This window comes from Lysobacter koreensis, from assembly GCF_042677045.1.
Lineage (GTDB): Bacteria > Pseudomonadota > Gammaproteobacteria > Xanthomonadales > Xanthomonadaceae > Lysobacter_K > Lysobacter_K koreensis.
Map to the genome: position 1 here is coordinate 720,723 of NZ_JBHTIH010000002.1, position 25,879 is coordinate 746,601.

Genomic DNA, 25,879 nt, shown 5'->3' on the forward strand with positions numbered 1-25,879 from the left:
ACGGCGCGGCGGTCACGATCGGATCCCACCACGACGCGGGAGTCTTCCATGTCCGCCAAAGGCATCACCACCCCGGGCAAGCAGCGGCCGATGCAGCCGCAGCCGGACACCATCCGCGCCGGCTACCGCGGCAGCGGCAAGCTCGACGGCAAGGTCGCCTTGATCTCCGGCGGCGACAGCGGCATCGGCCGCGCGGTGGCGGTGCATTTCGCCCGCGAGGGCGCCGACGTCGCGATCCTCTACCTCAGCGAGGACGCCGACGCGCGCGATACCCAGACGATGGTCGAGGCCGAGGGGCGCCGCTGCCTGCTGCTGCGCGGCGACGCGCGCAACGTGGCGCGCTGCAAGTCGGCGGTCGAACGCACGGTCAGGACGCTGGGGCGGCTGGACGTGCTGGTCAACAACCTGGCCGACCACGTCACCCAGTCCAAGCTCGAGGACATCACCCCCGCGCAGCTGCGCACCACGTTCGAAAACAACGTGTTCCCGTTCTTCCACCTGACCCGCTACGCGCTGGCGCACCTGAAGAAAGGCAGCGCGATCATCAACACCGGCTCGGTGACCTCGTTCCGCGGCAGCGAGCACCTGATCGACTACGCGGCCACCAAGGGCGCGGTCGAGAGCTTTACCTACTCGCTGGCGAAGAACGTCGTCGGCCGCGGCATCCGCGTCAACGGGGTCGCGCCGGGGCCGATCTGGACGCCGCTGATCACATCCAGCAAAAGCCCGAAGGAACAACGCGAGTTCGGCAAGGACACGCCGATGAAGCGGCCCGGCCAGCCCAGCGAGGTTGCGCCGGCATTCGTGTACCTGGCCTGCGACGACAGCAGCTACGTCACCGGCCAGTTCCTGCACGTCAACGGCGGTGGCTACAACGGCTGAGGCGCGCCCACCGCCACAGCCGCGCGCAAGTCCGGGCGTCTTGTCAGCGCGGCGATGCCGCCAGCGCGGTCCTGCGCAGCGTCGGCCAGACCTGGATCAGTCCGATCAGGTGCACCACGCCGTAGCCCAGGCAGATCGCCGAACTCCACACGTTGAACGCGGTTGCCGCGGCGTGCCCGGTGACCAGCAGCGGGATCAGAACCAGCCCGCGCAGCACGTACACGGCGGTGATCGCGCACAGGATCGGTTTGAGCGCCGGCAGCCGCCGGATCAGCCCCGCGCCGGACAGCGCATAGGCCGCCCAGATGCCCAGCACCGCGGCGATGCACACCGTCACCACCGGCGGGTACCAGTGGCCGGCCTCGGCCAGCTGCGCCATGCGCTCGCCGGCGCCGAACATGCGATAGCCCGGCGCGCCCCAGGCGATCACGCCCAGGTGCAGCAGCGCGGCCAGGGCGCTGAGGCCGGCGCCGGCGACCAGCCAGCGGTTCGGCGCGCTCACGAACCCTTCCCGTCGCGTTTCGCCTGTGCGCGCAGGTAATCGGCCAGCCCGCCCAGCTGCTCGCCCTGGACCTTGTCGATCACCGGCACGAACTTGGAGAGGTCGTCGGGGGTGTAGCCGCCGGCGCGGTAATACAACGTGATACGCGTGCCATCGGCGACCGGCGCCAGCCGGAATTCTAGCGCGCCGGCCACGCCCATGCCCTGCAGCGGCCCGAGCCCGCCGGTCATGCGCAAGGTCTTGCCCGGATCGACGAAGGTCACGGTCATGTGCCAGGCCTGCTGCGCGCCGTTGATCTCGCAGAAGCAGCCACCGGCACGCGGCTGGATCGACAGCTTCGAGGCGTCGCCCCACCAGCTGTGGTCCTTCGGCCACCAGCGGCCGACGTCATCGACCAATGCCTTCCACGCGGTAGTCGCGTCGACCGGGACGACCTGCGAATTCTCGAGGGTGAAACCGCTGGGCGAGACGTCCTTGACCTCGGCCTGGGCCAGGCCGGCCGCAGCCAGCACCAGGGCCGCGACGAGCGTCTTGCCGGGGATCGATCGAATGATGCCGCGCATGTCCGTTCCCTTCGTTGGGGTGCGGCGATTAGGACGCCGGCCGCGCTGCGTGGCAAGTGCGGCCGGTCATGCGCGGTCGTTCCACCAGCCGCAACCGGGCAGATGCGACGCGAGTGGCTGCCATCGGCTGTGCCCGATGGCGGGAGGTCGAAGATTCAGGGGCGTAGCCTTGTTCGTCATCCCCGCGAAGGCGGGGATCCAGGGACTTTGCCGATGCTCTTGCTGGTTGCGAAAGCCAAGTCACTGGATTCCTGCGTTCGCAGGAATGATGAGCAAGAGTGACGAGACTGATGATGTAGGGATGAACCGCAGTCGGCGCACGAGGTCGTCCGTAGGCGCGTCATCAGCGGGTTACGCGTCCAGCTCGGCCCAGCGCGCATACGCCGCATCCAGCTCGCGCTGCGCCACCGCCAGCTCGGCGTTGTGCGCGGTGATCGCCGCGGCATCGCGCTGATAGAACGCCGGTTCGTTCATCTGCGCGGTCATCGCGGCGACCCGGGTTTCCAGCGCCTCGATCCGCGCCGGCAACTGCTCCAGCTCGCGCGCGTCCTTGAAGCTGAGCTTGCGCTTGGCCTCGACCGGCGTGGCCACGGTCGGTGCGACCGGCATCGATGCCGACCTCGCCTGTGACGGTGCCGCAACGCTCGCCACTGGCCGCTGCCTTACCCAATCGCTGTAGCCGCCGATGTATTCGCCGACGCGGCCGTTGCCTTCCATCACCAGAGTCGAGGTCACCACGTTGTCGAGGAAGTCGCGGTCGTGGCTGACCAGCAGCAGCGTGCCGGGGTATTCGCCGAGCAGCTCTTCCAGCAGTTCCAGCGTCTCGACGTCGAGGTCGTTGGTCGGTTCGTCCATCACCAGCAGGTTGGACGGCTGCGCGAACAGCTTGGCCAGCAGCAGGCGGTTGCGCTCGCCGCCGGACAGGCGGGTGATCGGCGCGCGCGCGCGTTCGGGGGTGAACAGGAAATCCTGCAGGTAGCCGATCACATGCTTCTGGCGGCCACCGACCTCGACGAACTCGCGGCCCTCGGACACGTTCTCCAGCGCGTTCCAGTCCTCGCGCAGGGTAGCGCGGTACTGGTCGAAGTAGGCAACCTGCAGGTTGCTGCCCATGCGGATCTCGCCCGCGGTCGGGGCCAGTTCGCCCAGCAACATCTTGAGCAGGGTGGTCTTGCCGCTGCCGTTGGGACCGATCAGGCCGATCCGGTCGCCGCGGAAGATCGTGGTCGAGACGTTGTCGAGGAACAGCTTGCCGTTGCCGTAGCCGAACGACACGCCCTTGGCCTCGATCACCTTCTTGCCCGACGATTCGGCCTGCGCCAGGTCCATGCGCACGTTGCCGGTCAGGTCGCGGCGCTGGGCACGTTCGCTGCGCAAGGCCTTGAGCCGACGCACGCGGCCTTCGTCGCGGGTGCGGCGGGCCTTGATGCCCTGGCGGATCCAGATCTCTTCCTGCGCCAGCAGCTTGTCGAAACGCGCGTTCTCCTGCGCCTCGGCGTGCAGCCGCTCCTCGCGGCGGCGCTCGTAGTTGGCCCAGTCGCCGGGCCAGCTGGTGACCTGGCCGCGGTCGATCTCGACGATGCGGGTGGCCAGCGCGCGCAGGAAGCGGCGGTCGTGGGTGACGAACACCAGCGCGCCCTTCCACGAGGTCTTGAGGAATTCCTCGAGCCAGTCGATCGCCTCGATGTCGAGGTGGTTGGTCGGTTCGTCGAGCAGCAGCAGGTCGGGCGCCGACACCAGCGCCCGCGCCAGCAGCACGCGCCGCTTCATGCCGCCGGAGAGGCCCGCGAACTCCGCGTCGCCGTCGAGGCTGAGGCGGTCGAGCGTCTCGACCACGCGCTGGTCGGCGCCCCAGCCGTTGGCGGCCTCGATCTTGGCCTGCACGTTGCCCATCGCCTCGGCGTCGAACTCCTCGGCGTGGCTCAGGTGGTGGTACTCGGCCAGCCAAGCGCCCAGTTCGCCCATGCCCGCGGCGACCACGTCGAACACGTCGCCGGCGGCGCCGTGCGGCACTTCCTGTTCGAGGCGCGCGATGCGCACCCCACCCTCGCGGCGGATCTCGCCGTCGTCGGGGCGGATGGTGTCCGACAGCAGGCGCAGCAGCGTCGACTTGCCGGCGCCGTTGCGGCCGATGAGGGCGATGCGCTCGCCGGGTTCGATGGACAGCTCGACGTTCTCGAGCAGCAGCGGGCCGCCGACGCTGTAGTCGACGTTTTGCAGGGTGATCAGGGGCATCCGCCCATTCTACGGGGCGCACGCGGTTGCCGGGTCGTTCGCGGGCCGCGCGGATGGTTGGCCGGGCCGGTCACGCGTTCGGCAGCGGCTTCGACGGGCGCATAATGGCCCGCGGCTGACGCGCGCCCCGCGCCTCAGCCCGAACTCAATCCGCCACCGCCATCGAGGACAAGATCATGAGCAAGGGCATGGACCAGAAGAAAACCGAAAAGAAGAAACCGGCCAAGACCATGAAGGAAAAGAAAGCCGAGAAGAAGGACAAGAAGGCCAACAAGGCGTTCGGGCCGGCTTGATTTCGGCTTGCCTGATCCTGCCGGGCCGAACGCGCCCGGTGGCATCCGGCACCTGATTAGCAGCGCCCGCGGCGGCGGTTTGGGCCGCCGCCTGTTCCATCTGGCCAGGGGATTGGCCAAGCCATCGCGAAGTTCCCGCCCGCTCAACGCGAGCGCGCATCCACCTCGACCCAGATCCGCTCCGCCAGCCAGCCGTTGCCCTGCGGCCGCACCTGGACGCGCACCACGTCGCCGGGATCGAGCTGCTCCGGGCGGAACCACTGGCCACGGTATTCGACCTGGGTGCGCTCGTCGTAGTAGACCTGCTCGCGGCTGCCGCTGTAGCCGCCGCGGGTCAGGGTGATGAGGCGCGCACGCGGATCGACGTAGTTCACCGCGCCGCGCAGCTCGCCGCCGTAGTAGCCGCCGCCCGGGGTGTCGCGGACGTTCTGCACCACTTCGATCCGGCGCGCGTACAGCCGACCCTGCGACTGCTGCGCATCGACGCTGATGCGGTCGCCGCGCTCCAAGCCTTCGACCGATTGCACGCGGCCCTGGTAGACCAGCTGGGTGTTGCGGTCGAAACCCAGTTCGACCTGCGAGGTGCCGCCGTAGCGCGGGTCGTAGCCGCCCGGATCATAGCCATCACGGTCCGCGGTCATGCGCAGGCGCCCGTTGTTGAGGTCGATCTCCTGCACGGTGCCCAGCAGAGGCTGGCTGCCGTAGTCGCCGGGGTAGCTGTCGCCTGGGTAGCTGCTTCCCGGATAACCGCCGGTGCCGGGATAGCCGGTGACGCAACCGGCCAGCAGCGCGCTGGCGGCCAGCATCAGGACACCCAGCCAGCGGGCGCCACCACTGGAACGGGGCTGCTTCAACGTGCCTAGCGTGCTCATGGCGGGTTCCTGGATGGTCTGGGCGCCAGCATTGGGCCGTGCAGGTGAATACCCGGTTAGCAGCGCGGGCCGCGCCTGAACGGTCAGCGCCAGGTCCGCATCAGGAACTGCACGACAGCATCGAACACCCGGCGCGGTCGCGGGCCCAGTCCGGCCGGCGTTGCGCGAACGCCTCGCGTCCGGGCTGCTCGTCGTAGGGCCGGCGCATCACATCGAGCAGCTCGACCACGCCGCTTGCATCGCCCTGCTCGGCGCGGCCGATCGCCTGCTGCGCGAGGTAGTTGCGCAACACGTAGCGCGGATTGGCGGCGTGCATGCGCGCGCGCCGCTCACCGCGGTCGAAGGCATCGGCGCGCACGCGGGCCGCGTAACGCGACAGCCATTCGTTGAACTGGGGTTCCGAGTCGACCCGCTTGCCCTCGTCGTAGAACGCTGGCTGTATGGCTTGCAATGTCGGTGCCTGCGGGTCGACATCGGCCAGGCCGCGGAAGAACAGCGTCATGTCGACCTCGGCCGAGGTCAGCAGGTCCTGCAAGGCCTGCATCAGGCCCACGTCCTCGTCGCCGCACTGCGCGAGCCCGAGCTTGCGCGCGGTGTTGTCGCGATCGGCAGCGGTGTAGACGTCGACATAGTGCTGCAGACCGGCCTGCAGCGCCTCCACACCGTCGAACAGCGGCGACAGCGTCCCCGCCAGCCGACCGAGGTTCCAATAGGCCACCTGTGGCTGCTGGCCGAAGCGGTAGCGGCGGTGCTGGCGGTCGGTGGTGTTCGGCGTCCAGTCGGGGTCGAAGTTGTCGACCCAGCCGTAAGGGCCGTAGTCGATGGTCAGGCCGAGGATCGACATGTTGTCGGTGTTCATCACGCCGTGGACGAATCCCACGCGCATCCAGTGCGCGATCATCACCGCGGTGCGTTCGCAGACTTCGGCGAACCACGCCGCGTACAGCGCCTCGCCCTCGCCGCGCAGGTGCGGGAAATCGCGACGGATGCAGAAATCGACCAGTTGCCGCAGCAGCCCGATCTCGCCGCGCGACGCCGGCAGCTCGAAGTTGCCGAAGCGGATGAACGACGGCGCCACCCGGCACACGATCGCGCCCGGTTCTTCCTTCGGATGACCGTCGTAGAACATGTCGCGCACCACCGCGTCGCCGGTGCCGACCAGGCTCAGCGCGCGCGTGGTCGGCACGCCGAGGTGGTGCATCGCCTCGCTGCACAGGAACTCGCGGATCGACGAGCGCAGCACCGCGCGGCCGTCGGCGCTGCGCGAATACGGGGTCGGGCCGGCGCCCTTGAGCTGCAGCTCCCAGCGCTCGCCGGCGGCGTTGATGGCTTCGCCGAGCGTGATCGCGCGGCCGTCGCCGAGCTGCCCGGCCCAGTGGCCGAACTGGTGGCCGCCGTAGTTGGCCGCGTACGGCGCCATGCCCGGCAGCAGCGCGTTGCCGCCGAACACCTGCGCGAACTGCGGCGAAGCGACATCGGCCTCGCTCAGGCCCAGGCGCGTCGCCATCTCGGTCGAGTGCGCGAGCAAGCGCGGCGCCGCGACCGGCGTCGGGTCGACGCGCGAGTACGCCGCGCCCGGCACCTGGCGGATGCGCGGGCCGGACTCGGGATCCGCGGGCAGCTCGCGCACGAACGCATTGTCGAAGTTGAAATCCAGCATCGACGGCCCCGTCACCGGCCCACCTCGAACGGGCCACCGCGCTCGAGCGCTCGCTGGTACGCCGGCCGCGCATGAATGCGCTCGAGGAAGCGCCGCAGCCGTGGACGCTCGCCAGCGCCGCGCGCGGTTGCGGCTTCGATCGGGAAACTCATCTGGATGTCGGCTGCGGTGAAGCGCTCGCCGGCGAACCATTCGTGCTTGGCCAGCACGCTTTCCAAATAGTCCAGGTGCAACCGGATCTGCGGGTCGACGTAGCCCGCCAGCACCTTGTCGGCGATGCCGCGCGCGATCGGCCGGGCGAAGAACGGCATCGGCGCCCGTTTCAGGCGCGAGAACACCAGACTCATCAGCAACGGCGGCATCGCCGAGCCTTCGGCGTAGTGCAGCCAGTAGCGGTAGCGCAGGCGCTCGTCCTCGTCTGCCTCGGGGCCGGGCGACAGACGGTGCGCGGTGTCGTAGCGCTCGACCAGGTACTCGATGATCGCGGCCGACTCGGCCAGGATCGTCTTGCGCCCCAAACCGTCGTCCTCCAGCACCGGCGACTTGCCCAGCGGGTGTACGGCGCGCAACGACGCCGGCGCCAGCATCGTCTTCGGATCACGCTGGTAGCGCACGACCTCGTAGGGCAGCTCCAGCTCCTCGAGCAGCCACAGGACCCGTTGCGAGCGCGAATTTTCGAGATGGTGGACCCGGATCATGCAGCAACACGCGTTGGGCGGGCCGCCATGGTAGCCAGCGCGGGGTTAAACGGTTGCCAGCATCGCGGCCGCCCGCGTCGGGCCGGGGTGGGCCGGATGCCTTAAACTGCCGGCATTCCCCTACGAGACGCCGCCCATGGCCAAGCCGAACTATTCCTTCGAGAAGCGCCAGCGCGAGATCGCCAAGAAAAAGAAGCAGGACGAGAAACTGGCCAAGAAGCAGGCAGCCAAGGACGAGGCCAACCCGCCGACCGAGCCGGCCGAGCACGAAAAGACCGACGGCGGGCAGTAAGTCCGGGGAACCGGCGCCGTGGCCCGGAGGTTGGGCGCGGCTATGCTGCGGGCATCGCATAGCCGGGCTCGACCGTCATGACCAAGCCGTCCTCCCGTTTCGCCATCGCGCCCTGTTTCATCCCGATCCGCCCAATCCCACGCCTTTTCCTCCCACGCCTTTTCCTCCCACGCGCCGCCAACCTCTGCCTGGCGCTGGCCGCGGCGCTGCTGGCGTCGCCGGTGCCGGCCGCCGAACCGGCGCCGGACGCGCCGCAATGGACCCTGCTCCACGCCGGCAACCTGCTCGACCGCCCCGGCCGCGCCCCGCGTGGCAACAGCACGTTGCTGGTGCATGACGGCCGCATCGAGGCGGTCCGCGACGGTCATCTCGACGCCAGCGCTTTCCCCGGTGTGCCGGCCACCGCCACGGTCATCGACCTGCGCGACCGCTACGTGTTGCCGGGCCTGATCGACAGCCACGTGCACCTGACGTCCGACAAGGCCGGCATCGAGGCCCAGCTCGAAGACGTCTCCCAAGGCGTCGCCGACCAGGCCTTCGAGGCCGCGGTCAACGCACGCAAGACCCTCGCCGCCGGCTTCACCACGGTGCGCAACCTCGGCGACGGCGACGGCGTGACCCTCGCCCTGCGCGACGCGATCGCCGCCGGCAAGCTGCCCGGGCCGCGCATCATCGATGCCGGCACCTCGATCTCGACCACCTCCGGGCACATGGACCCGACCCTGGGCTACCGCGAGGAGCTGCACGCGGCGCTCGACAGCCACGGCAACCTCTGCGACGGCGCCGACGATTGCCGGCGCGCGGTGCGCCGGCAAGTCGCGCGCGGCGTCGACGTGATCAAGATCGCGACCACCGGCGGCGTCAACAGCCGCATCGGCGCCGGCCTCGGCCAGCAAATGTTCGAGGACGAGGCCCGCGCGATCGTCGAGACCGCGCACCTGTACAAGAAGAAGGTCGCGGTGCACGCGCACGGCGCCGACGGCATCGCGGTGGCGCTGCGCGCCGGCGCCGACTCGATCGAGCACGGCACCCTGCTCGACAAGGACACCATCGCCGCGTTCCGCAAGAGCGGCGCCTGGTACGTGCCGACCCTGTCCACCGTCAACGGCTACAAGGAGCGGCTGGCGCGCAACCCCGAGGCCTACACCGGCGAGGTGCGCCGCAAGATCGAGTGGCGCATCGGCATCACCGGCAAGGCGTTGCGGGCCGCGGTGCCGGCCGGCATCAAGATCGCGTTCGGCACCGACGCCGGCGTCAGCCTGCACGGCCGCAACGCCGACGAGTTCGAGCTGATGGTCGCAAACGGCATGACCCCGGCGACCGCGATCCAGGCCGCGACCGTCAATGCCGCGGAACTGCTGGGACTGGCCGACCAGGTCGGCAGCCTCGAGCCTGGCAAGCGCGCCGACCTGATCGCGGTGTCCGGCGACCCGTTGGCCGACGTGACCGTGCTCAAGCAGGTCGGCTTCGTGATGAAGGACGGCCGCGTCGAAAAGGACACGCGCGCGCCGTAGCGGTCACCGAGGTTTCTGTAGGTCCGAGCCTGCTCGGACTGCCTTGGGCATCGAGCGAAGAGCGATCCGAGCGGGCTCGGACCTACACGAGCGAAGAGCAATCCGAGCAAGTTCGGATCTACGGGAAGCCGGCTGCCGCGTCACCACAGGTCGAAACGCAGCCCCGCGCGCTCGTTGTCCCAGATCGTGCTGACCACCCACCAGCGGCCCTGCTCGTGGCACAGCTGGATGCTGTTGGCGCCGCGCTTGAGCAGCACCGGCGAGTCGGGCGCCGGGCGCGCCTCGTACAGGCTCCACACGTGCGCGACCTGGCCGAAGCGCTCGATCCGGTGGCCGATATCGAGCTCGTGGAAATCGTTGCCGGCGAAGAACGGCTCGACGTCGGCGATATAGCTGTCCTGGGTGAAAACGCGCGACGTGGTCGAGCCGTCGTCGTGGACCACCGTGCGCAGACTGATCGCCTCGGGCCGGTGCAGGTAGCGGAAGCGTGCCCAGTCGCGCGGCGCGCCGGCCGGGCCGGAAATGCAGGCGTAGATCGCGCGGACCAGGCGCCCGATGTCTTGCACGTCGGCCCACCATTGCGGATCGAACCCGGCCTGGTCGCGGGCCGCGTCGTCGTTGCGGGAAACGTCCATCGTCGAACCTCGCGTTGCCGGGTGTGACGGGGCTGTCGAGCCGCGGCTCCAGCCCCGGCCGTTACACTATCGCCCCAGTCCGGTTCCTGCACCGGCGCCAATGAGGCCGCCATGAGCGCCCAGCCCCCCCCCAGCACCGACTCCTCCACCCCCATCAAGTTCACCGACCTCGCCCTGTCGGAGCCGCTGCTGCGCGCGCTGAACGACGTCGGCTACGAGTCCCCCTCGCCGATCCAGGCCGCCACCATCCCGCCGCTGCTGGCCGGCCGCGATGTGCTCGGCCAGGCCCAGACCGGCACCGGCAAGACCGCCGCGTTCGCGCTGCCGATCCTGGCGCAGATCGACCCCAAGCAGTTCAAGCCGCAGGCGTTGGTGCTCGCGCCTACGCGCGAACTGGCGATCCAGGTCGCCGAGGCGTTCCACAAGTACGCCGTGCACCTGCCCGGTTTCCACGTGCTGCCGATCTACGGCGGCCAGAGCTACTACCCGCAGCTGCAGGCGCTCAAGCGCGGCGTGCACGTCGTGGTCGGCACTCCCGGCCGCGTGATCGACCACCTCGACCGCGGCACCCTCGACCTGTCCGAGCTGCGCTGCCTGGTGCTCGACGAAGCCGACGAGATGCTGCGCATGGGCTTCATCGACGACGTCGAGAACGTGCTCAAGAAGACCCCCTCGACGCGCCAGGTCGCGCTGTTCTCGGCGACGATGCCGTCGCAGATCAAGCGCATCGCCCAGACCTACCTGAAAGAACCGGTCGAGATCGCGATCAAGTCGACCACGACCACCGCCGCCAACATCCGCCAGCGCTACTGGTCGGTCAGCGGCGTGCACAAGCTCGACGCGCTGACCCGGATCCTCGAGGCCGAGCCGTTCGAGGCGATGATCGTGTTCGCGCGCACCAAGATCGCCACCGAGGAACTGGCCGAGAAGCTGGCCGCCAGGGGGCTTTCGGTCGCCGCGATCAACGGCGACGTGCAGCAGGCGCAGCGCGAGAAGACCATCCAGAACCTCAAGGACGGCAAGATCGACATCCTGGTGGCGACCGACGTGGCCGCGCGCGGGCTCGACGTCGAACGCATCAGCCACGTGCTGAACTACGACATCCCCAGCGACACCGAGAGCTACGTCCACCGCATCGGCCGCACCGGCCGCGCCGGGCGCAAGGGCGAGGCGATCCTGTTCGTGACCCCGCGCGAGCGCGGCATGCTGCGCGCGATTGAACGTGCGACCAGGCAGCCGATCGAGGTGATGGAGCTGCCCAGCGTCGAGGCCGTCAACGACCAGCGCGTGACCCGCTTCCTCGGCAAGATCAGCACCGCGCTGGAGAGCACCGACCTGGGCCAGTTCCGCGAAATGATCGAGCGCTTCGAGCGCGAGAAGAACGTGCCGGCGATCGAGATCGCGGCGGCGCTGGCCAAGCTGGTGCAGGGCGAAAGCCCGCTGCTGCTGAGCGCCCCCACCCGCCCCGCGTTCAAGGAACACGACCGCGACGCCGGCCCGCGCGAGCACCGCGGCGCGGCGACCCGCAAGTTCGTCGAGCGCGACCACGCGCAGCGCGAGTACCGTCCCCACTCCGGCGAGTCCCGCCCGCCGCGCGAGGCGCCGCGCACGTTCGACGAGCGCAACGCGCCGCCGGCGCGCCACGCCGAGCGCCAGTTCACGCCGCCCGTGCACACACCGCCCACGCACACGCCGCCCGCATTCACGCCTGCCGCACCGGCCCGCAATACCAACGTCGGCGAATCGTTCTTCGACGACGACGCACCCGCTCCGGCGCCGCCTCCGCCGCGCGAGCGCGAGGCCGCGCGCAGCGCCGACGTGGGCATGGAGACCTTCCGCATCGAGGTCGGCCACGCGCACGGCGTGCAGCCGGGCAACATCGTCGGCGCGATCGCCAACGAGGCCGACCTGGAAAGCCGCTACATCGGCCGCATCGACATCCGCGACGAGTTCACCCTGGTCGACCTGCCGCAAGGCATGCCGCCGGAGCTGATGGAGCACCTGAAGAAGGTCTACGTCGCCGGCCAGCCGCTGCGGATCAAGCACGCCGGCCCGGCCGATACCGCCGGCGGCGGCCAGCGCGCGCACGGCCGCCACGCCGCGGGCGACGACCGCGGCCCGCCGCGTGGCCCGCGTCCGCCGCATGCGGGCAAGCCGCGCGTCGCCGGCCCGCACAAGCCCGGTGGCTTCAGCAAGCCGTTCAAGCCACGCCCGCCGCGTTGATCGAAGCCCCTCTCCCGTCGGGAGAGGGGTTGGGGTGAGGGTTCGGGGAGGCTACGTCGCTAGGGCCGGATCGAACCGCTCAGCGACTGCGAAGCCGATTTCGCTTTCTTCGCTTCGCCGAACCCTCACACCCCAAGGGTGCTTCCTGCAGGGCGTCCGCCCTATGGGCACCTTCTCCCACAGTGAGAAGGAAGAAACAGCCTGATGCCCGATTTGCATGGCGATCTGGGCAACGCGAGTTTCGATTGAGCCCACTGATTTGGCATAGTCGATCGCCACGCCCAGCCGCCGCATGCCATGTCCCGCCTCCTGGTCTTCCAGCACATCGCCGCCGAACCGCTGGGCACGCTCGACCCGCTAATCCGACGCCGCGGCCACCGCGTGCGCTTCACCAACTTCGAGCGCCACCCCGACGTGCAGCCCAACGTCGACCGCTACCGCGGCCTGATCGTGCTCGGCGGGCCAATGAACGTCGAGGACCAGGCGCAACGCCCGCACCTGCGCACCGAACTGCTCGCGATTGAACGCATGCTCGAGCAGGGCAAGCCGGTGCTTGGCATCTGCCTGGGCGCGCAACTGCTGGCGCACGTGCTCGGTGCGCCGATCCACCGCCAGCGCGAGCCCGAGATCGGCTGGTCGCGCCTGCAGACCACCGCCGAAGGTCGCGCCGATCCAGTGCTGTCGCCACTGGGCGAACACGCGCCGGTGTTCCAGTGGCATGGCTACCATTTCGAGGTGCCGCCCGGCGCCGCGCATCTGGCACGCACCGACGCGTGTGAGCAGCAGGCGTTCCGCCATGGCGACAACGCCTACGGCTTCCAGTTCCACATGGAGATGGACCAGCGCCTGATCGAGCGCTGGCTGGCGACGCCGGGTTACCGCGACGAACTCGCGCAGTTCGCCGCCGGTGGCGCCGGCCGCAACGACGAGCACGCGATCCGCGCGGCGACCGCGCAGCACATCGCCACCATGCAGGCCAACGCTGACGCGGTGTTCAACGGCTTCCTCGACCTGGTCGGACGACCGCGGCGGCGACACACTCTGCCCTCGCGCGAGTGGGCCTAGCCACCGTGCTGGTGTAGGGCGGGTTTTAACCCGCCATCGCCATAATGGCGCCGGTCCGTAACCAACCGTGCGATGGACTTGTTGGTGCGAGACTCGCGAACGAATCGCCGCGCGGTTCGGCGGGTTGAAACCCGCCCTACGCAGCTGGTGCGTACGCAGCAGGTGCGCAGCGAATCGCAACGCGCCGGACTCGCCACATCGAAATTCGATCCGACCTGCGCCTAAATCTGCAACGCGAACCGGCTCTCGAAGCGACGTTCGTCCCCGTTGATCGGGTCGAAAAACGCCAGCGAGCGCGCCAGCAGCTGTAGCGGCCGTGTGTAGTCGTCCTCGTCGCGCTCCTCGGTGAGCCCCGGATAGAACGGGTCGTTGGCAATCGGCGCGCCCAGTTCAGCCAGGTGCACGCGCAACTGGTGCTTCCGGCCGGTGACCGGCTCCAGCGCGTAGCGCCACAGCGGCCCCGCGCGGTCGAGCACCTCGATACGTGTCTCGCTGTTGGGCGCGCCTTCGACCTCGCGCATGCGGAAGAACGGCTCGCCGCGTTCCAGCCGGCTGCGATGCCGCAACGGAAACGCCAGCCCCGGCAAAGCCGGCGCGAGCGCCTCGTAGCGCTTGTCGATGCGCCGCTCGCGGAACAGCGCCTGGTAGGTCGCGCGCGTGGCCGGGTCGGCCGAGAACAGCACCAGGCCGGCGGTATCGCGGTCGATCCGGTGCAGCGGCACCAGCTCGGGATTGCCCAGCCTCTGCACCAGCCGCGCCAGCAAGGTCTCGCGCACGAAGCGGCCGGCCGGCGTCACCGGCAGGAAGTGCGGCTTGTCGGCTACCACCAGGTGCGCGTCGGCATGCACGATGCCCTCGGCGAACGGGATCACCGCTTCGTCGGCGACCTCACGGTAGTAGCGGATCTCCGCGCCGACGCGGTACCGCGCGTGCTCGTCGAGCGCGACGCCATCCGCGTCGAGCACCATCCCGCGTGCGAACCGGTCGCGCCACGCCTCGCGGCCGATCGCCGGGAACCGGTCGCACAGGCAGTCGAGCACCGTGGCCCACGGCCCCGGCGGCAGCTGCAGGCGGCTGGCGACGCGGGGGGCGGGGGTATCGGGGTCAGTGGCGTGGCGCGCGCGCAGTGGCGTGTCCCGTCGGGAAGGGTCGTCATCTTGACCGATGCGGCGCCGCGCTAGCATCCGACCATGGATGCCGTATCCCTGCCCGAGCCCAGTGCAGGCGCCGTGTTGCGCCGCTGGCTGCAACCCTACCGGCGGCTGTTCGTGCTGACCGGCGCCGGGTGCAGCACCGGCTCGGGCATTCCCGACTACCGCGGCGCCGATGGCGCGTGGAAGCAGCGCCCGCCGGTGACCTACCAGGCGTTCGTGCAGGACCCGGCCACGCGCGCGCGTTACTGGGCGCGCAGCTTCGTCGGCTGGCCGCGGATCGCGCAGGCGCGGCCCAACCCCGCCCACCACGCGCTGGCGGCCTGGCAACGCCACGGCCGCCTCGCACAGCTGGTCACCCAGAACGTCGATGGCCTGCACCAGCGCGCGGGCAGCCAGGCCGTGATCGACCTGCACGGACGGCTCGACGCGGTGCGTTGCCTCGACTGCGGAATCCATCAGCCGCGCACCGAAGTGCAGGCGGAACTGGCCCGGCGCAATCCCGACTGGCTGGCGAAGCGCGCCGCCAGCGCCGCGCCGGCGCCCGACGGCGACGCCCACCTCGATGGCCTCGACCCGCGCCACGCCGCGATCCCGACCTGCCCCGCCTGCGGCGGCGACCTCAAGCCCGACGTGGTGTTCTTCGGCGAGAACGTGCCGCGCGAACGCGTGGGCGCGGCGCAGGCAGCGCTGCGCGGAGCCGACGCAATGCTGGTGGTCGGATCGTCGCTGATGGTCTATTCGGGCTACCGCTTCGCGCGGATGGCGCACGAGGCGGGGCTGCCGCTCGCCGTCCTCACCCGCGGGGTGTCGCGCGCCGATGCGCTGGCCACGCTCAAGCTCGACGCCGATTGCGGTGCGACGCTCACCGAGGCGATGGCGGCCTGACCGCCCGGTCCTCACCGGGGCCGCGCTAGGCTGGTTCGCACCCCTACCCTTCGCGGAGCTCCGATGGCCATCACCCATGACTACGCCGCCGTCGAACCGGCCCGCGCCGAGATCGACGCGATGGCCGGGCCACTTGTGCTCGAGTTCGGCGCGCCCTGGTGCGGCCACTGCATCGCCGCCCAGCCGCTGCTGGGCATGGCCTTTGCCTCGCACCCGGACGTGCGCCATATCAAGGTCGAGGACGGCAGCGGGCGACCGCTCGGGCGCTCGTTCCGGGTCAAGTTGTGGCCGACCCTGGTGTTCCTACGCGACGGCCAGGAACTCGCGCGCCTGGTGCGGCCGCACGACGCGGCGGACATCGGCGCGGCGCTGGCCCGGATCGACGCACCGTCCGGGTAATCACCGGACTGACTTCTTCGCTGCGCCGAAGCGCAGCGCATGCGGCTATCCGCATCCGCCGCAAGCGAAGGCTCGGGGCCGTATCAAGCGCCGCGGCGCCACGCCATCGGACGCCACCGTCGCCAGCCCCTAGAATGGCCGCCCGCTCCATCCCCCACTTTCAGGCATCCCATGGCACTCAAGGCCACCGTCGTCAAAGTCGAGCTGCAGGTCAGCGACATGGACCGGCACTACTACGCGACGCACAACCTCACCCTCGCCCAGCACCCGTCGGAGACCGACGAGCGCCTGATGGTGCGGCTGCTGGCCTTCGCGCTGAATGCCGAAGAGCGGCTCGAGTTCGGCCGCGGCCTCAGCAACGAGGAAGAACCCGACCTGTGGCGGCGCGACTACACCGGCGAGATCGAGCAGTGGATCGACCTGGGCCAGCCCGACGAATCGCGGATCAAGAAGGCCTGCGGCCGCGCGCAGCAGGTGGTGGTGGTCAACTACGGCGGCAACGCGTCGGACATCTGGTGGAAGCGCATCGCCTCGTCGCTGACGCGGCTCAAGAACCTGACCGTGATCGACATCCCGACCGACACCGTGAGGGAGCTGGTGACGCTGATCCAGCGCGGCATGCGCCTGACCGCGATGGTCCAGGACGGCGAGCTGCAGCTGATGAGCGACACCGCCAACGTCGTGCTGCGTCCGACCGTGCGCATGGCCCGCGCCGACGCCTGAGCGCATGGCGGAGACCTTCGACGCAATCGTCATCGGTGGCGGCGCCGCCGGCCTGATGTGCGCGATCGCCGCCGGCCGCCGCGGCAAGCGCGTGCTGCTGGTCGAACACGCCAACCGGGTCGGCAAGAAGATCCTGATGTCCGGCGGCGGCCGCTGCAATTTCACCAACACCGGCACCACCCCGGCCAACTACCTCTCCGGCAACCGGCATTTCTGCAAGTCGGCGCTGGCGCGCTACACGCCGTGGCACTTCATCGAGATGGTCGAGCGCCACGGCATCGCCTACCACGAGAAGGAACTGGGCCAGCTGTTCTGCGACGAGTCGTCCAAGCAGATCGTCAAGATGCTGCTCGACGAATGCGCGGCGGCCGGCGTGCGTATCGAGACCAGCTGCAGCATCGAACGCGTGCAGCCCGGCGACGGCGGCGCCGCGTTGTCGGGCAACTTCCACGTGCACACCACGCACGGCGCGTTCAGCGCACCGGCGCTGGTGGTCGCCAGCGGCGGCCTGTCGATCCCGGCGATGGGCGCCACCGGCTTCGGCTACGAGCTCGCGCGCCAGTTCGGCCACACCGTGCTGCCCACGCGCGCCGGGCTGGTGCCGCTCACGCTCAGCGGCAAGCACCAGGAGCGCTTGGCCGACCTCAGCGGCGTCGCGTTGCCGGTCACGGCCAGCTGCAACGGCGCCAGTTTCAGCAACTTCATGCTGGTCACCCATCGCGGCATCAGCGGCCCGTCGATCCTGCAGGTGTCGTCGTACTGGCAGCCCGGCGACGAGCTGCGCATCGACCTGCTGCCCGGCCTCGATGCACTGGAGACCCTGCAAGCGCTGCAGCGCGAACGCCCGGCCGCGGAACTCAAGACCGTGCTGGGCGAACTGCTGCCCAAGCGTTTCGCGCAGCGCTTGTGCGAGGTGTGGCTGACCGGCCCGCTGTCCAACCGGCCGATCAAGCAGTTCAACGCGCCGCAGCTGCGCGAGATCGCCGAGACCTTGCAGCACTGGCCGCTGGTCGCCAGTGGCACCGAGGGCTACCGCACCGCCGAGGTCACCCTGGGCGGCGTCGACACCGACGAACTGTCGTCGACCACGATGCAGTCCAAGCGCGTGCCGGGACTGTTCTTCATCGGCGAGGTGGTCGACGTCACCGGCTGGCTCGGCGGCTACAACTTCCAGTGGGCTTGGGCCTCCGGCCACGCCGCCGGCAACGCGGTATGACCGCAGTCTTGCCCTGGTTTCGGAGCACTGTCAGCCGCATAGATACGACCAGGATATCAACGCGTCCTTGACGCCAATATTGTTTTCATTCTCAGGATGGGGCGTTTCCTTACCCAGGGTCAGCCCGCGACTCCGCCCCCTCGAATCAAGGGATACCATGTCCAATCTTCCAGCAGCCAGCGCGCCCGACAGTTCCGGAATCCCCGGGCTGGATACGATCCTCGCCGGTGGTTTCACGCCGCATCGGCTGTACCTCATCGAGGGCGTGCCGGGTTCCGGTAAGACCACGCTGGCCCTGCAGTTCCTGCTCGAAGGGCTGGCCAAGAACGAAACCGTCCTGTACGTGACGCTTTCGGAGACCGAAAACGAGTTGCGGGAAGTCGCCGCCTCGCACGGCTGGTCGCTCGATGGCGTGCATATCCACGAACTGTCCACGCCTCAGGAAAGCCTCGATCCCGATTCGCAGTACACGATGTTCCACCCCTCCGAGGTGGAGTTGGGCGACACCACCAAGCGCATCCTCGAGCAAGTGGAGGGCCTGCGCCCGCAACGCGTGGTGTTCGACTCCCTCGCTGAGCTGCGGCTTCTCGCCGGTTCGGCCTTGCGCTACCGGCGGCAAGTCCTGGCGCTGAAGCAGTATTTTGTCGGCCGCGGATGCACCGTGCTGCTGCTGGACGACAGTGCCGTTTCCGAGCACGGGCTGCACGTGCACACGATCGTGCACGGCGTCGTGTCGCTCGACCAGCTCAACCCCGAATACGGTGGCGACCGCCGCAGGTTGCGCATCACCAAGTTTCGGGGCCGCCGATTCAGTGAGGGCTATCACGACTACGAGATCCTCACCGGCGGGCTGCGGGTATTCCCGCGCCTGGTCGCCGCCGAATACCGCCGCCCCGGTGTGCAGGAGCGTATTTCCAGTGGCCTCAAGCCACTCGATTCGCTCCTAGGCGGAGGCCTTGACCGGGGCACCAGCACTTTGCTGGTGGGTGCCGCAGGCACCGGCAAGTCGTCATTGGCGACGCACTTCATGATGGCCGCGGCGGAGCGCGGCGAGCGTTCGGCGATGTTCACCTTCGATGAGAGCGTTCGTTCCCTGGTCACTCGTTCCACTGGCCTGGGTTTCGATATCCATCGCCACATGGATTCAGGGCTGATCAGTCTCCAGTCGATCGACCCGGCAGAGCTGTCCCCCGGCGAGTTTTCGCACCGCATTCGCGACGCCGTGGAAGTTGACGGAGCGCGCGTGATCGTGATCGACAGCCTCAATGGCTATCTCAACGCGATGCCCGAAGAGCGCTTCATGATCGTGCAGCTGCACGAGCTCCTGGCTTTCCTCGGGCAACTGGGCGTCGTCACGCTGCTGGTGAGCGCGCAACAGGGCCTTATCGGACAAATGGCCAACAACATCGATGTCAGTTACCTCGCCGATGGCGTCATCCTCCTGCGCTACTTCGAGGCGCGTGGCGAGGTTAGACAGGCGATTTCAGTCCTCAAGAAGCGCACAGGCGCGCACGAACGGACCATCCGCGAGCTGACCATCGGCAGCAACGGCCTGAGCATCGGAGAGCCTCTGCGCGAGTTGCGAGGCGTGCTCACCGGGGTGCCGCAGGAACGCGGCGATCCCGCGGACACGCTGCGGAAATGAACGGAGCCATCGAGAACCCTTGGCCCAGCCGCGTCCTGCTGCTGCTGGGCACGCATCGTGATGCGGCGCTGACCGCCGAGATCCTGGAAAAAAACGGCCTTTCGGCGTTCACCTGCGACAACCCAGGGATGCTCGGCGAGCAATTGGCCTCCGGTGCGGGCGCCGTCATGGTGGCCGAAGAATGGTTGCCGCAAGGTGCGCAGGCAACACTGATGCAAGCACTGGAACGGCAGCCGCGCTGGTCGGACCTTCCCATCATGGTGCTCACGCGCAGCGGCGCCGATTCGCAGCAGGCCGGCGACGCCCTTGCCCATCTGGGCAACGTCACGCTAATCGAACGCCCGCTGCGGCTGGCGGCATTGGTCAGTACCGTACGGTCAGCGCTGCGGGGGCGCGAACGCCAGTACCAGATCCGCACCCACCTTGACGACCTCGCACAGGCACGTGACGCGGTGGCCGAAACCGCGCGCCACAAGGATGAGTTCCTAGCGATGCTCGGACACGAGCTGCGCAACCCCCTGGCTCCGATTCGCAACGCGCTTCACCTGCTCGGGACCGACGGCCTGAGCCGTGACCAGAATGAAAACCTCCGGTCGATGATGAAACGCCAGGTCGATCACATGGTCCGACTCGTGGACGACCTGGTCGAGGTGTCCCGCCTGTCGCGCGGCACCATTGACCTGCGCCGCGAGCGCGTCGACATCACTTCTGTGCTGCGCAATGCGATAGATCTCAGCCGGCCACTGGTTGACGCAGGCAAGCACCAGCTAGTGGTCGACGTGGTCGATGAACCGCTGTTTATCGATGCCGATCCAGTGCGCATCGCGCAGGTGTTTGGCAACCTGCTCAACAACGCGGCCAAGTACGCCGCCCCCGGTGGTTGCATTACGCTGTCGGCGCGGCGCGAGGGTGAGCAAGCCGTCGTATCGGTCCGGGACCGTGGCATCGGCATCGAGCCCGAGATGCTGCCGCACGTCTTCGAGTTGTTCACGCAGGGCCGGCGCGAGGCCCATCGCGCACAGGATGGGCTCGGCATTGGCCTGACGCTGGTCCGCAGCCTGGTCGAGATGCATGATGGCTCTGTCACCGCCTCCAGCGCTGGTTGCGGCCAGGGTTCCGAGTTCGTCGTGCGGGTTCCCCTGGCAGCCAGCGCTTCCACACCTGCGAGCGCGAGTCATCGCGTTCCGGGCGTATCGACCTCGCCACTCCCCGTCGACTCTTTGCGGGTGTTGGTAGTCGACGACAATGTCGACGCGGCGAAATCTCTTGGGATGGTGCTGGACTTGCTCGGCATAGAACACAGGGTGGAATTCAGCGGTCAAGGCGCCTTGGACATGGCGGCCACCTTCCACCCGAATGCGGTACTGCTCGACATCGGCATGCCCGGAATGGACGGGCATGAAGTCGCCCGGAGATTGCGCCTGGATCCCCGCAACGACCGCACCATGTTGGTTGCAGTCACTGGATGGAGCCAGTTGCAGGACAAGCAGCGATCGCGGGCCGCCGGTTTCAACCATCACTTAAGCAAGCCGGTCGACATCGGGGCGTTGCAAAGTCTGCTGGCGCAGATCCAGCCCGTCGCGAACAATTGCGGATCCCACCGCTCTTCCGCCTAGCGGCGGGAGTAACTACCTGATGGCCGTATCCGGACCGTCTATCACCTACGCTGGTCACGCATCGAAGCATGGGCCCACGGGTATTTGTGCGCCAACCTTCATGCGGCGCTTGTCCGCGCCGCGGTTTTCGGGCGACGCGGCCTGCGAGCCGAGTGCGCGCCCTGATGCCGGGCATTGCAAGGCCGGTAAAAAATGCGTTGCAACGCCAGACTCGGTGCGCCGGACGGGCTGCGTCGCGCTTCGATACCGGAGATCGTCCAGGAGTGCCATGCCTCGCTGGATATCTCGCGCCGCGGCCGTCGTCATCCTGGTGCTCCTTACCGCCTGCGCCGACCCCGGCCGGCCGCCCGGCGGCCGCGTGCCCGAGCTCAAGCGCATCGACCTGGTCGACGGCACCGGTGCGGTCGCGGTCGCCGGCAGCGACGTGACCGTGCACTACACCGGCTGGAACTACGACGAGAAAGCCGCGAACCAGCGTGGCGCGAAGTTCGACAGCTCGGTCGACCGCAACCAGCCGTTCACCTTCCTGCTCGGCGCCGGCCGCGTGATCCGCGGCTGGGACGAAGGCGTGGCCGGCATGCGCGTCGGCGGCAAACGCGTGCTGATGATCCCGCCCGAGTACGGCTACGGCCGCAAAGGCGCCGGCAGCGCGATCCCGGCGAATGGGTCGCTGGTGTTCGAGGTGGAGCTGCTGGGGGTGAAGCCGCGCTAGGCGCGGTTGGATTCACGCAGACCAGCTTTTGGCCCCTCCCCTTGCGCGTAGCGCAGGGGGAGGTTGGGAGGGGGTCGCTCTTGCCTTGTCGCATTACCGACGGCCGAAAGGCACCCCTCCCCAACCCTCCCCTTCGCTATGCGAAAGGGAGGGAGCCAAAACCCAGCGCCCGCTCTTGCCCCTCCCCTTGCGCGTAGCGCAGGGGGAGGCTGGGAGGGGGTTGCTCTTGATCTTGATTCGGCGTTGCGGCCAAACCGCACCCCTCCCCAACCCTCCCCTTCGCTATGCGAAAGGGAGGGAGCCAAAACCCAGCGCTCGCTCTCGCCCCTCCCCTTGCGCGTAGCGCAGGGGGAGGCTGGGAGGGGGTTGCTCTTGCCTTGCCGCATTACCGCCGGCCGAACCGCACCCCTCCCCAACCCTCCCCTTCGCTACGCGAAAGGCAGGGAGCCAAAACCCAGCACCCGCTCTTGCCCCTCCCCTTGCGCGTAGCGCAGGGGGAGGCTGGGAGGGGGTCGCTCTTGCCTTGTCGCATTGCCGACGGTCGAACAGCACCCCTCCCCAACCCTCCCCTTCGCTGCGCGAAAGGGAGGGGGCCAAAACCCAGCACCCGCTGTTGTCCTCTCCTTGCGCGTAGCCCGGGTAGGGCGGGTTTCAACCCGCCGTCGCCATGGCCGGTAGCGAATCGCATCGTTCGGCGGGTTGGAAACCCGCCCTACAGACGGCGTGGCTGCGTCCGAGGGTTGCGGTCACCCGCTATGCCGCATCCACCAACGGCTTGAGCTCCGGATCCAGCGCCACGCGCTCGTCGAACACGAAGCAGCGGCCTTCGTAGCCGTAGCCGCCGACCTGCTCGAAATACCCCAGGATCCCGCCGTCGAGCTGCAGCAGGTTATCCATGCCATCGCGGCGCAGGTGCAGCGCGGCCTTCTCGCAGCGGATGCCACCGGTGCAGAAACTGACCACGGTGGCATCGGCCAGCGCCTCGCGATGCGGCGCCAGCGCCTCGGGCAGTTCGGTGAAGTTGTCGATCGGCAGGGTCAGCGCATTGGCGAACGTGCCGTGGCCGAACTCCTCGCGGTTGCGGGTGTCGAGCAGCACCACGCGGCGGCCAGCGTCATCGACGCCCTGCGCGATCCAGCGCGCGAGGTCGGCCGGCGCCACCGCCGGCGCGCGCCCGGCCAGCGGCGAGGCGTCGTCGCGGCGGAAGCTGATGATCTCCGGCTTGACCTTGACCTTGAGCCGCGCGAACGGCTGCGCCTGGCTGTGGCTGAACTTGACGACCAGGTCGGCGAAGCGCGCGTCGGCGCGCAGTGCGTCGAGGAAGCCGTGCAGCGCGGCGGCGGGGCTGGCCAGGAACAGGTTGATGCCCTCGCCGGCCACCAGCACCGTGCCGCGCAGCCCACCAGCCTCGGCGCGTTCGCGCAGCAGCGCCGCCAACCCCTCGGGGTCAGCGACAACGGCGAAATGGTAGGCGGCGGCATTGAGGATCATGGCGCGCATTTTAGCGGCGCCGGTCCGTTGGGCCGACCCGCCCGGCCCGTGCCGGAACACCTCGTTCAGAAAGGCGCCGGCCACCCCAGGTGCGGCGCCAGGAACCAGTACGCCCCGAACAGCACCAGCGCCCACATCAGCAGTTTGAACGCGACCCCGGCGACCTTCAGCGCCAGGTAGATGCCGACCACGACCAGCACGATTCCGATCCAGCTCATGGCGCACTCCTGGGTTGGGGATGACAGAGGTTAGCAAGCGACGTAGGGCCGGTTTCAACCCGCCATCCCGCCAATCCGGATTGCGAGGAACCACAACGACGCATCGACACCCCACCCTCGCGGGACAGCACGCCTGGCGACGGCGGGTTGAAACCCGCCCTACGAAACCAGCCGTAGGATCGGTTGAGCCGAAGGCGATCCCCATGCGGCCTCGCGTGGAGGTCTCGAGAAACTTGGGGGATGGGGAATGATGGGTATCGCTGCGCTCAACCCATCCTACGGTTGCGTGTCCTTGAGCAGCAGGCTGCAGCAGGTCACTGCGCCTTCGGCCTTCTGCAGTTCCGAGACGTCGACCGTGGTCACAGCGATCCCGGCATCGACGATCCGCTGCCGCGTCAGCGGGAAACACGCCGACATCAGCACCTCGTCGCCGACCCGCACCACGTTGGCGGCGTGTTCTTCCGACGGATCGACCTCGATGATGCGGTAGCCGGCGAACGCCGCGCGGTCGACCCACGCCGGCTGCAGCAGCACGGTGTCGTCGCGCAGCGCGGTCACCGACGACTTCAGGTGCAGGCAGCCGTGGATCGGCACTGTGCGCACGTCGTAACCAAACTCGGCGATCAACGCCTGCAGCTGCGCGACGCCTTCGGCATTGCTGCGCGCCGACTGGCCGACGTACAAGGTGCGGCCGATGCGCAGCACGTCGCCGCCATCGAGGGTGCCCGGCGCCTGGATCGCGCGCAGCGGGCGGTAGCGTTGCAGTAGTTCCGCCACCGACGCGCCTTCGCCACGCCGCGATTCCGCCCCGGGCCGCGTCATCACCGCGACCTCGTCCAGCACCACCGCCACGTCCTCGACGAACACCGCATCGGGCATGTCGGCTTCCGCATCGAGCACCAGCACCTTGCAGCCCAGCGACGCCAACGCGCGCTGGTAGCCGCGGTGCTGGGTCGCGGCCAAGGTCACGTCGATCGGCGTGCGCGGCACGAACGACAGTTCGCACGCGCCCAGGCTGGGGCTGACTTCACGGGTGATGGCGATGGGCATGGGGTGGCCTGCGTGGGTTCGAACAGCGACGACGGGCGAGCGCGCATTGTCGCGCACCGGGTCGCTGTAGCGTCGGCGCGACGCGATCAGCTCCCCTCTTTGAAAAAGAGGGGTTGGGGGAGATTTGCTGTTGCTGTTGCTTCAATAAAGGCCAAAGCAAATCTCCCCCGCCCCTCTTTTTCAAAGAGGGGAGCAAAGCTTCAAGGAGGGGAGCGGCGACCTAGCGCAGCTCCGCGCGCACGTCGGCCGCGATCTCGAACGACCGCACCCGCGCGGCATGGTCGAAGATGTTCGCCGTCAGCAGCAGCTCGTCGGGGCGGTGGCGAGCGATGAATGCCTCGATGCCGCGCCGCACCTCCTCGCGGTCGCCGACCACCGCGCAGGCCAGCGCGCGTTCGACCCCGAGCTTCTCCACCGGCGTCCACCACGCCTCGATATCGTCGATCGGTGGCGGAATCAGACCCGGCTGGCCGCGGCGCAGCTTGACGAAGCTCTGCTGCTGCGTGGTGAACAGGCGCCGTGCCTGCGCCGTCGTCTCCGCGGCGACCACGTTCAAGGCCAGCATCGCGAACGGCCGCTGCAGCCGCGCCGATGGCGTGAACTCGCCTCGATACAGCGCCAGTGCCTCGTCCATCGAATCGGGGGCGAAGTGGGAGGCGAACGCGAACGGCAGGCCCAGCGCGGCCGACAAGCGGGCGCTGAACAGGCTCGAGCCCAGCAGCCACACGGGCACCTCGACGCCGGCACCGGGCACCGCGCGCACCGGCTGGCCGGGTTGCGCGGGCTCGAAGTAATGCAGCAGCTCGACCACGTCCTGCGGGAACGTGTCGGCGCCGTCGAAGTAGCGCCGCAGCGCACGCGCGGTGGCGGTGTCGGTACCGGGCGCGCGGCCCAGCCCGAGGTCGATCCGGCCCGGGTACAGCGAGGCCAGCGTGCCGAATGCCTCGGCCACCTGCAGCGGCGCGTGGTTGGGCAGCATGATGCCGCCGGCGCCGACGCGGATCGTCGAAGTGCCGCCGGCCACGTGGCCGATCAGCACCGCGGTCGCGGCGCTGGCGATGCCGGGCATGTTGTGGTGCTCGGCCAGCCAGTAACGCCGGTAGCCCAGGCGCTCGGCGTGGCGCGCCAGGTCGAGCGTGTTGGCGAACGCCTGGGTGGCGTTGCTGCCTTCGGTGACCGGGGCCAGGTCGAGGATCGAGAACGGAATCATGGGCGCTGCTACCAGACGGCGATGCCGAATGATGTGGGGCCGCCGGGCGGGGATTGCCACCTCCGATCGGCTGGCTGCCGATTGCGTAGGGCGGGTTTCAACCCGCCGTCCCGCCGCCGCCCGATG

General features: G+C 68.9%; 23 protein-coding genes and 1 pseudogene. 12 read left to right on the forward strand and 12 right to left on the reverse strand.

The features are described from left to right. The first annotated feature begins 48 nt into the window (after nucleotides 1–48). Nucleotides 49–882: an SDR family oxidoreductase gene (locus ACFQZQ_RS03700; protein WP_386811317.1), complete on the forward strand. Its 834-nt coding sequence runs from the start codon at nucleotides 49–51 to the stop codon at nucleotides 880–882. A gap of 43 nt (nucleotides 883–925) precedes the next feature. On the opposite strand, the gene ACFQZQ_RS03705 is transcribed toward ACFQZQ_RS03700, so the two are convergent. The 6 genes from ACFQZQ_RS03705 to ACFQZQ_RS03730 all read right to left on the reverse strand — a co-directional run bounded on the left by ACFQZQ_RS03705 (nucleotide 926) and on the right by ACFQZQ_RS03730 (nucleotide 7,705). Next, a complete protein-coding gene (locus tag ACFQZQ_RS03705; protein WP_386811318.1) occupies nucleotides 926–1,384 on the reverse strand; it encodes a hypothetical protein in 459 nt (152 codons plus the stop codon). After that, the gene (locus ACFQZQ_RS03710; RefSeq protein WP_386811319.1) at nucleotides 1,381–1,947 is read right to left on the reverse strand and encodes an SRPBCC family protein; all 567 of its coding nucleotides are present in this window, start codon (nucleotides 1,945–1,947) and stop codon (nucleotides 1,381–1,383) included. Before ACFQZQ_RS03710 ends, ACFQZQ_RS03705 begins: the two co-directional genes overlap by 4 nt. Before the next feature lie 351 nt (nucleotides 1,948–2,298). Continuing rightward, nucleotides 2,299–4,182, reverse strand: coding sequence for an ATP-binding cassette domain-containing protein (locus tag ACFQZQ_RS03715; protein ID WP_386811320.1), 1,884 nt, complete (start codon nucleotides 4,180–4,182; stop codon nucleotides 2,299–2,301). Between the two features lie 436 nt (nucleotides 4,183–4,618). After that, a complete protein-coding gene (locus ACFQZQ_RS03720; protein WP_386811321.1) occupies nucleotides 4,619–5,347 on the reverse strand; it encodes a DUF5666 domain-containing protein in 729 nt (242 codons plus the stop codon). A 100-nt stretch (nucleotides 5,348–5,447) separates the two neighbouring features. After that, nucleotides 5,448–7,007 (reverse strand): protein adenylyltransferase SelO, encoded by a 1,560-nt coding sequence (locus tag ACFQZQ_RS03725; RefSeq protein ID WP_386811653.1) that lies wholly within the window; start codon nucleotides 7,005–7,007, stop codon nucleotides 5,448–5,450. An 11-nt stretch (nucleotides 7,008–7,018) separates the two neighbouring features. Continuing rightward, nucleotides 7,019–7,705, reverse strand: coding sequence for a glutathione S-transferase (locus tag ACFQZQ_RS03730; protein ID WP_386811322.1), 687 nt, complete (start codon nucleotides 7,703–7,705; stop codon nucleotides 7,019–7,021). Between the two features lie 136 nt (nucleotides 7,706–7,841). Here ACFQZQ_RS03730 and ACFQZQ_RS03735 point away from each other — a divergent pair, with 136 nt between their 5' ends. Then, the gene (locus ACFQZQ_RS03735; protein ID WP_386811323.1) at nucleotides 7,842–7,997 is read left to right on the forward strand and encodes a hypothetical protein; all 156 of its coding nucleotides are present in this window, start codon (nucleotides 7,842–7,844) and stop codon (nucleotides 7,995–7,997) included. A 77-nt stretch (nucleotides 7,998–8,074) separates the two neighbouring features. Then, nucleotides 8,075–9,511, forward strand: a complete 1,437-nt coding sequence (locus ACFQZQ_RS03740) for a metal-dependent hydrolase family protein (RefSeq protein ID WP_386811324.1) — start codon at nucleotides 8,075–8,077, stop codon at nucleotides 9,509–9,511. A 140-nt stretch (nucleotides 9,512–9,651) separates the two neighbouring features. Here the strand turns inward: ACFQZQ_RS03740 and ACFQZQ_RS03745 are convergent, their stop codons facing one another. Then, nucleotides 9,652–10,146, reverse strand: a complete 495-nt coding sequence (locus ACFQZQ_RS03745) for a hypothetical protein (protein ID WP_386811325.1) — start codon at nucleotides 10,144–10,146, stop codon at nucleotides 9,652–9,654. 111 nt (nucleotides 10,147–10,257) lie between these two features. On the opposite strand from ACFQZQ_RS03745, the pseudogene ACFQZQ_RS03750 reads away from it, so the two are divergent. After that, nucleotides 10,258–12,186 (forward strand): annotated as a pseudogene (locus ACFQZQ_RS03750) (DEAD/DEAH box helicase); the annotation flags it as partial. Nucleotides 12,187–12,666: 480 nt separating this feature from the next. Beyond that, nucleotides 12,667–13,434, forward strand: a complete 768-nt coding sequence (locus ACFQZQ_RS03755) for a type 1 glutamine amidotransferase (RefSeq protein ID WP_386811327.1) — start codon at nucleotides 12,667–12,669, stop codon at nucleotides 13,432–13,434. A 221-nt stretch (nucleotides 13,435–13,655) separates the two neighbouring features. On the opposite strand, the gene ACFQZQ_RS03760 is transcribed toward ACFQZQ_RS03755, so the two are convergent. After that, on the reverse strand, nucleotides 13,656–14,618 hold the full coding sequence (locus ACFQZQ_RS03760; RefSeq protein ID WP_386811328.1) for a pseudouridine synthase: 963 nt from the start codon (nucleotides 14,616–14,618) through the stop codon (nucleotides 13,656–13,658). Nucleotides 14,619–14,624: 6 nt separating this feature from the next. On the opposite strand from ACFQZQ_RS03760, the gene ACFQZQ_RS03765 reads away from it, so the two are divergent. From ACFQZQ_RS03765 to ACFQZQ_RS03795, 7 genes are all read left to right on the forward strand, one after another. Further along, nucleotides 14,625–15,473 carry an NAD-dependent protein deacetylase gene (locus tag ACFQZQ_RS03765; RefSeq protein WP_386811329.1) on the forward strand — a complete coding sequence of 283 codons (849 nt, stop codon included), beginning with the start codon at nucleotides 14,625–14,627 and terminating at the stop codon, nucleotides 15,471–15,473. Between the two features lie 63 nt (nucleotides 15,474–15,536). Continuing rightward, nucleotides 15,537–15,872: a thioredoxin family protein gene (locus tag ACFQZQ_RS03770; protein ID WP_386811330.1), complete on the forward strand. Its 336-nt coding sequence runs from the start codon at nucleotides 15,537–15,539 to the stop codon at nucleotides 15,870–15,872. 171 nt (nucleotides 15,873–16,043) lie between these two features. Then, nucleotides 16,044–16,595 (forward strand): YaeQ family protein, encoded by a 552-nt coding sequence (locus tag ACFQZQ_RS03775; protein WP_386811331.1) that lies wholly within the window; start codon nucleotides 16,044–16,046, stop codon nucleotides 16,593–16,595. A 4-nt stretch (nucleotides 16,596–16,599) separates the two neighbouring features. Next, nucleotides 16,600–17,811 (forward strand): BaiN/RdsA family NAD(P)/FAD-dependent oxidoreductase, encoded by a 1,212-nt coding sequence (locus ACFQZQ_RS03780; RefSeq protein ID WP_386811332.1) that lies wholly within the window; start codon nucleotides 16,600–16,602, stop codon nucleotides 17,809–17,811. A gap of 157 nt (nucleotides 17,812–17,968) precedes the next feature. Beyond that, a complete protein-coding gene (locus ACFQZQ_RS03785; RefSeq protein WP_386811333.1) occupies nucleotides 17,969–19,456 on the forward strand; it encodes an ATPase domain-containing protein in 1,488 nt (495 codons plus the stop codon). After that, on the forward strand, nucleotides 19,453–21,072 hold the full coding sequence (locus tag ACFQZQ_RS03790) for an ATP-binding response regulator (RefSeq protein WP_386811334.1): 1,620 nt from the start codon (nucleotides 19,453–19,455) through the stop codon (nucleotides 21,070–21,072). Before ACFQZQ_RS03785 ends, ACFQZQ_RS03790 begins: the two co-directional genes overlap by 4 nt. 268 nt (nucleotides 21,073–21,340) lie before the next feature. Beyond that, entirely contained in the window at nucleotides 21,341–21,784 is a 444-nt protein-coding gene (locus tag ACFQZQ_RS03795) for an FKBP-type peptidyl-prolyl cis-trans isomerase (protein WP_386811335.1), read from the forward strand. A gap of 753 nt (nucleotides 21,785–22,537) precedes the next feature. On the opposite strand, the gene ACFQZQ_RS03800 is transcribed toward ACFQZQ_RS03795, so the two are convergent. The 4 genes from ACFQZQ_RS03800 to ACFQZQ_RS03815 all read right to left on the reverse strand — a co-directional run bounded on the left by ACFQZQ_RS03800 (nucleotide 22,538) and on the right by ACFQZQ_RS03815 (nucleotide 25,753). Beyond that, nucleotides 22,538–23,275: a sulfurtransferase gene (locus ACFQZQ_RS03800; RefSeq protein ID WP_386811336.1), complete on the reverse strand. Its 738-nt coding sequence runs from the start codon at nucleotides 23,273–23,275 to the stop codon at nucleotides 22,538–22,540. Between the two features lie 65 nt (nucleotides 23,276–23,340). After that, the gene (locus tag ACFQZQ_RS03805) at nucleotides 23,341–23,493 is read right to left on the reverse strand and encodes a hypothetical protein (RefSeq protein ID WP_386811337.1); all 153 of its coding nucleotides are present in this window, start codon (nucleotides 23,491–23,493) and stop codon (nucleotides 23,341–23,343) included. Nucleotides 23,494–23,769: 276 nt separating this feature from the next. Beyond that, nucleotides 23,770–24,543 (reverse strand): dimethylarginine dimethylaminohydrolase family protein, encoded by a 774-nt coding sequence (locus ACFQZQ_RS03810; protein WP_386811338.1) that lies wholly within the window; start codon nucleotides 24,541–24,543, stop codon nucleotides 23,770–23,772. Between the two features lie 220 nt (nucleotides 24,544–24,763). Next, nucleotides 24,764–25,753: an LLM class flavin-dependent oxidoreductase gene (locus ACFQZQ_RS03815; RefSeq protein ID WP_386811339.1), complete on the reverse strand. Its 990-nt coding sequence runs from the start codon at nucleotides 25,751–25,753 to the stop codon at nucleotides 24,764–24,766. Nucleotides 25,754–25,879 lie beyond the last annotated feature (126 nt).